Annotated in this window: 6 protein-coding genes and 1 pseudogene; 6 read left to right on the top strand and 1 reads right to left on the bottom strand. The window is 52.7% G+C overall.

Going from position 1 to position 6,057, the window contains the following annotated elements; all coding sequences use genetic code 11:
- The 5 genes and pseudogenes from GPK90_RS01755 to GPK90_RS01740 all read left to right on the top strand — a co-directional run.
- A partial coding sequence (locus GPK90_RS01755) for a topoisomerase C-terminal repeat-containing protein (RefSeq protein ID WP_346011196.1) occupies positions 1-243 on the top strand: 243 nt, incomplete at its 5' end.
- Positions 240-518 (top strand): hypothetical protein, encoded by a 279-nt coding sequence (locus tag GPK90_RS01750; protein WP_002570998.1) that lies wholly within the window; start codon positions 240-242, stop codon positions 516-518. The genes GPK90_RS01755 and GPK90_RS01750, both read left to right, overlap by 4 nt.
- Before the next feature lie 6 nt (positions 519-524).
- A pseudogene (locus GPK90_RS19720) lies at positions 525-1,778 on the top strand (ArdC family protein); the annotation flags it as partial.
- Positions 1,767-3,896, top strand: coding sequence for a YodL domain-containing protein (locus GPK90_RS19715; protein ID WP_486463659.1), 2,130 nt, complete (start codon positions 1,767-1,769; stop codon positions 3,894-3,896). The pseudogene GPK90_RS19720 and the gene GPK90_RS19715, both read left to right, overlap by 12 nt.
- A gap of 2 nt (positions 3,897-3,898) precedes the next feature.
- Positions 3,899-4,114, top strand: coding sequence for a transposon-transfer assisting family protein (locus GPK90_RS01740; RefSeq protein ID WP_003524700.1), 216 nt, complete (start codon positions 3,899-3,901; stop codon positions 4,112-4,114).
- A 96-nt stretch (positions 4,115-4,210) separates the two neighbouring features.
- Here GPK90_RS01740 and GPK90_RS18945 read toward each other — a convergent pair whose 3' ends face one another.
- The gene (locus GPK90_RS18945; RefSeq protein ID WP_118078021.1) at positions 4,211-4,978 is read right to left on the bottom strand and encodes a hypothetical protein; all 768 of its coding nucleotides are present in this window, start codon (positions 4,976-4,978) and stop codon (positions 4,211-4,213) included.
- Between GPK90_RS18945 and GPK90_RS18940 the strand changes: the two genes are divergently transcribed.
- The gene (locus GPK90_RS18940; RefSeq protein ID WP_227063880.1) at positions 4,965-5,321 is read left to right on the top strand and encodes a TnpV protein; all 357 of its coding nucleotides are present in this window, start codon (positions 4,965-4,967) and stop codon (positions 5,319-5,321) included. The two genes, GPK90_RS18945 and GPK90_RS18940, sit on opposite strands and share 14 nt — an antisense overlap.
- Positions 5,322-6,057: the final 736 nt, after the last annotated feature.

Raw genomic sequence — 6,057 nt, 5'->3', positions numbered from 1 at the left:
TTCTGTCAGAATGATTCTTGCAAATTTGCAATCTGGAAAAACAACAAATGGTGGGCTGCCAAGAAAAAACAGCCGACCAAGGCTGTGGTGTCTGCGCTGCTGAAAGATGGCCGTGTCCGTGTAACGGGCCTATATTCGGAGAAAACCGGCAAGACCTACGATGCTACTGTGGTTTTGGAGGATGATGGACAGTACGCCAACTTCAAGCTGGAATTTGACCAGCGGAAAGGAGGCAGCCGATGAAGCTCTCTTTAGTGGAACGGGAAACCATTCTCCTCTATAACCAGGCAGAACCAATGGCTGAGGTCTACACCCACGATCCCCGCCTGATGGAGAAGCTGGAACTGCTGGCAAAAAAGCACCCCGACCAGATCACCCGAAAGGACGCCCATAACTTTACCGTCCCTAAGCGGTGTGTATCAGTCAGGGAGCCATACAGCGCAGAACGCCGCAAAGCTGCCAGTGAGCGTGCGAAAGCTGCCGGATACCAGCCCCCTGTGAGAAAGTCCAGCAGTTAAAGGCACATGGCAGAGAATGTATTTGAAGCAGTCAAGCAGTCGGTCAGCACCAAAGAAGCGGCAGAGTTTTACGGGATAAAAGTCAGTCGAACTGGCATGGCCTGCTGCCCCTTTCACGATGATAAGAACCCCAGCATGAAGCTGAACGAGGAATATTTCTACTGTTTCGGCTGCGGAGCTACTGGCGATGTGATCGACTTTACCGCAAAGCTCTTTGACCTCTCCCCAAAAGAAGCGGCGGAGAAACTGGCACAGGACTCTGGCCTGATCTATGACAGTCAGGCCCCTCCCCGCAGGAGGTATGTCCGGCAGAAAACCGAGGCACAAAAGTTTCGGGAGGACCGGCAGCGGTGTTATCGCGTACTGTCCGATTACTACTATCTGCTGAAAAAATGGGAGGCCGACAATTCTCCCCGGACACCGGAGGAAGAACCGCACCCCCATTTTGTGGAAGCGATCCAGAAGAAAACCTATGTAGAGTACCTGCTGGACCTTTTTCTTTATGAAAGTGAAGAAGAACAAAAGGCATGGATTGCAGAACACACAGCAGAAATCACACACTTGGAAAGGAGATTGAAAATCATGGCTGAGAATAAACCCACCAACCGAGAGCGGCTAAGGGAAATCACGGATGGCATCGAGCAGGGCATCAAGGAGCTGTTCGAGAGCGAAAAGTATATGCACTATCTGTCCGTCATGTCCCGCTTCCACCGCTATTCGGTAAACAACACCATGCTTATCTATATGCAGAAGCCGGACGCCACTTTGGTAGCCGGATACAATAAGTGGAAAGACCAGTTTGAGCGTCATGTAAAAAAGGGCGAGCATGGCATTACCATCATTGCCCCCACACCGTACAAGAAGAAAATCGAGGAGCAGAAACTGGACCCAGATACCAAGGCTCCGATTCTGGATAAAGACGGAAAGATTGTTACAGAGGAAAAAGAAATCGAGATCCCCATGTTTCGCCCGGTCAAGGTCTTTGATGTGAGCCAGACCGACGGGAAACCTTTACCGGAGCTTGCATCCTCCCTTTCCGGCAATGTGCCAAATTATGAGGCATTCATGGAGGCCCTGCGCCGCAGTGCGCCGGTGCCGATCACATTTGAAGCAATGGCCGCCGATACGGACGGCTATTTTTCTGCCGATCATCAGAAAATCGCCATTCGCCAGGGCATGAGCGAGGTACAGACGGTTTCGGCCACGGTCCATGAAATTGCCCACAGTAAGCTCCACAATCAGAAAAAAATCCAGATTGCCAATGACGAGCAATATCAGGAGATTGAGCTGTTTGATAAACCCGGCCTGTTCTCCAATGGGCGGATTGCCCGTGATGATCTGCCAGAGGGCGTTTACTGCTATGACCTGCGCGGTTCTGACGATGACCCTGGAGAGCCGATTTATGTAGAGAACCGAGTTGGTGTAAACCATGCGGGCGCTGTGATTCTGGCGGAACCATTAGACCTCTCAAAAGAAGGCTATCTTCGGCTGACCGAGGAAGAAGGGCTGAATTTTACCGGCGGCTTTTCTACCCTCGCCCAGTTTTTGCAGGAACAAAGGAAAGACCGTCACACGGAGGAAGTGGAGGCTGAAAGCATCTCCTATGCGGTCTGCAAGTATTTTGGCATTGAAACCGGAGAAAACAGCTTCGGCTATATTGCCAGCTGGAGTCAGGGCAAGGAACTGAAAGAGCTGAGAGCCAGTTTGGAGACCATCAACAAGACCTCCGGCACTTTGATCTCTGATATTGAGCGTCACTATAAGGAAATCTGCAAAGAGCGTGGAATTGACCCCAATACAAAAGCAAAGCCGGAAACCGCCCCGATAGAGCAGCCGACTGGCAATCTAACCTACTATGTAGCAGAGTGCATGGAGTTTCCAAACCTCGGAGAATACCACGATAACCTGTCTTTGGAGGAAGCTGTCCGCATTTATCAGGAGATTCCGGCAGAGCGAATGAACGGGATCAAAGGAATTGGTTTTGAGCTGAAAGACGGAAGCGACTATGAAGGACCGTTTCCGATTTTGACCGGGCAGACCATTGACCTGGATACTATCCAGGCAATCGACTATTACCGTGACAATCCGCTGGTGCAGAAAGCGGTAAAGGAACTGGCTGCGGCCATGCCGGAAATGGAGGTGCTGGGGGCGGACGCCAACCAGCAAGAGGCTTTGTTTCTGATCGACGATGCCACCTATCTTCATATCCAGCCCTGTGGCAGCGGCTGGGATTATACCCTTTATGATGCTGCGTCCATGAAAGAGATGGATGGCGGTCAGATGGATATGCCGGAGCTTTCCCGCATGAAGGCAGTTCTTCAGATTTGTGATGACAACGATTTGGGCAGAGACTCGGTAAAATACGCACCGTTGTCCATGATCGAGACCTTGCAGGAAGCTGCCTATCAGCAGATGCAGGCAGAGGCCAGTCAGATGGCTACTTCTTCCCAGCTGCCGGAAGCACAGGAGCAGGCACTGGATGAATACCCCATGCCCGATGAGCAGGTCTCCACACCGGATATGCAGGAATACGGATACTCCTATGATGGGATGCTCCCTGTTACCAGAGAACGGGCGCTGGAACTGGATGCCGCCGGTTTGACTGTCTATGTGCTGCATGAGGACAATACGGAGAGCATGGTGTTTGACCCGCAGGAAATCATGGATCATGGCGGTCTTTTCGGCGTGGGCCGTGAGGAATGGGAGAAAAGTCCTCAGTTCCACGAAAAGGTCATGGAGCGTCAGGAACATCAGCAGGAACGAGAACAGGCATTTCTCTCCCAGAACAGAGATTGCTTTGCCATCTATCAGGTAAGCCGTGACGATCCGCAGAATGTGCGCTTTATGAATCTGGACTGGCTAAAGTCCCGTGATATTTCCATAGACCGCAGCAATTATGACCTAATCTACACCGCTCCGCTGAGTGAGTCTGGCACTGTGCCAGAGCAGCTGGAAAAACTCTATCAGCAATTCAATCTGGAAAAACCCGTGGACTTTCACAGCCCCTCCATGAGCGTCAGTGACATCGTTGCGATCAAGCAGGACGGTAAGGTATCCTGTCATTACTGTGACAGCGTTGGTTTTACCCAGATCCCTGGATTCTTTTCGCAAAATCCGCTGAAAAATGCGGAGATGACCGTGGAGGACGATTACGGCATGATCGACGGTATCATCAACAATGGCGCAAAAGAGCCTACGGTGGCAGAGCTGGAACAGCAGGCCCGAAGCGGTCAGCCCATTTCCCTGATGGATCTGGCAGCCGCCACCCATCGGGAGGAACGGGAAAAGAAGAAATCCGTTGTGGATCAGCTGAAAAACCAGCCCAAAGCAGAACACAAAAAGACAGCACCCAAAAAGAGTGCGGAAAGGGAGATTTGATTATGGGAAACTTTACTTTTGAGGAAATGAACCTGATGTGCATTTACAATACCGGCAGCCGCACCGGATTGATCAACAGCCTGCGTGAGATGCGCGGCGAGCTATCACCGGAGGAAACGGAACTGAGGGAGCTGACCGACAGCGCCCTTACGAAGCTCTGTGCGATGACCAATGAGGACTTTGCCCAGCTGGAGCTGTACCCGGATTTTGACCAGTAAACACCATAACCGCAGGGATGGGGTGGCAATTTGCCACCCCACCTCTTTACCCCAAAACCGAAAGGAGGACAGAACACCATGCCAACCAAAGCTGAACTATATGCACAGATGGCGGACAAGGTGGCAACGCAGCTCACGGGGAGCTGGCAGGAATGGGCAGGGTTTCTCACCACTGCTTCCCGACTTTACAAATACCCGTTCCATGAACAGCTGATGATCTACGCCCAGCGACCGGACGCCACCGCCTGTGCAGAGTACGATTTGTGGAATGAAAAGATGGGCCGGTATGTAAGGCGCGGTTCCAAGGGGATCGCGCTGGTGGACGATTCCGGGGACAGGCCCCGCCTGCGCTATGTCTTTGACATTTCCGACACCGGAACCCGTGAACATTCCCGCACCCCCTGGATGTGGCAGCTGGAGGAGCGCCATCTGGATTCCGTGCAGGCTATGCTGGAGCGCACCTATGATGTTTCCGGTGATGACCTTGCCGGACAGCTCACTGAGGTAGCCGGAAAACTGGCTGAGGAATACTGGACGGAGCATCAGCAGGACTTCTTCTATATCGTTGACGGTTCCTTTTTGGAGGAATATGATGAGTATAACATCGGAGTGCAGTTCAAGGCAGCCGCCACCGTCAGCATCACTTACGCTTTGATGTCCCGCTGCGGACTGGAGCCGGAACGCTACTTCGACCACGAAGATTTCATGGCGATCTTTGATTTCAACACCCCGTCCACCATCGGGGCGCTGGGAACAGCGGTCAGCCAGATCAACCAGCAGGTGCTGCGGCAGATCGGCGTTACCGTCCGAAATGCAGAGCGCGAAGTCAACCAAGAAAGGAGCAAACAAGATGAACAATCCCATGACCTATATCCAGAACGGAGACTATCTGATTCCCGACCTGAAGCTGAGCCAGCAGCCGGAGAAATCCCTGGGCAAGTACGGAAGGATGAGGAAAACCTACCTGAAGGAACACCGTCCCATCCTCTACAACCAGATGCTGCTGAGCGAGAAGCTGTACCCGCACCTTCTGGAGATCGACGAGACCGCCCAGAACAGACTGGAGCAGATGATGCCCCAGCTGGCGAAGGAAGCGGGAGCCACCGAGGAACTGAAAGCCAGCGATCCCATGAAGTGGGTGGGGCTGATGAACACCTGCAAAGCTCAGGTCGAGGAAATCCTGATGGCAGAGCTTATCAACAGCTGACCCTAAACCTGTTCCTCTCCGAAGCAGAACAGATCCAATCCATAGATGAAGCAGAGAATGTAGCGCATACATCCTCTGCTTTTTCTTTTGCTCAAAATGATATTGACCATGTGCTGCGTTTGGGCGGCAATACAGACCGCCAGAGGGAGCGTGTGGTTGCAGCCTTTGAAAAGCAGAAAACCACCGCTGAGATTGCCGAGATACTGAAAACGCTGTACCACGGCGGCAACGGCCTTGGCAGTGTGAGCGCATGGTATGCCGAGGACGGTATCCATCTTTCCCACGGGAAGTCCGTCCGTTATGACAGGTCTGCCCAGGTCATTTCCTGGGAGAGCGCCGCAGAGCGTATCGGGGAGCTTTTGGAGAGCGGCCAGTTTGCCTCCAATGTGGAACTTGCAGAAGCGGCAGGCTATGAACGCTCCCTCCTTGCCACAAAGTTCTGGAACCTATATCACGATCTCAGTGAGGACGCCAGAGAAGCCGGATATTTGTCCTGCCTGTCAGAGATCAAAGGCAATGGGTTCCCGGAGGAGACCCACCGCCTGACGGAGCAGCTGAGTGACCCGACCTTCCGCCAGACTCTCAAGGAAGAATACGCTGCTTTCTGGACTGCCTATCAGCAGAACCGTGACCTGTTGCGTTTTCACTATCATAGGCCAAGGGAGATCTGGGAGAACCTGAAAGACCTTGACCTGCCACGCAGGACCTTTTCTTCGGATCTTTCCCAAGTGCCAAC

Source organism: Clostridium sp. MCC344 (assembly GCF_018785365.1).
In the GTDB taxonomy this organism is placed as follows: Bacteria; Bacillota; Clostridia; order Lachnospirales; family Lachnospiraceae; genus Pilosibacter.
The sequence above is the reverse complement of the archived record's forward strand: the minus strand, read 5'-3'. Positions and strand labels throughout refer to the sequence as shown.

Coding starts and splice junctions, on each gene's coding strand:
- GPK90_RS01750 (WP_002570998.1), top strand. CDS start 240: ATGAAGCTCTCTTTAGTGGAACGGGAAACCATTCTCCTCTATAACCAG.
- GPK90_RS01740 (WP_003524700.1), top strand. CDS start 3,899: ATGGGAAACTTTACTTTTGAGGAAATGAACCTGATGTGCATTTACAAT.
- GPK90_RS18940 (WP_227063880.1), top strand. CDS start 4,965: ATGAACAATCCCATGACCTATATCCAGAACGGAGACTATCTGATTCCC.
- GPK90_RS18945 (WP_118078021.1), bottom strand. CDS start 4,978: ATGGGATTGTTCATCTTGTTTGCTCCTTTCTTGGTTGACTTCGCGCTC.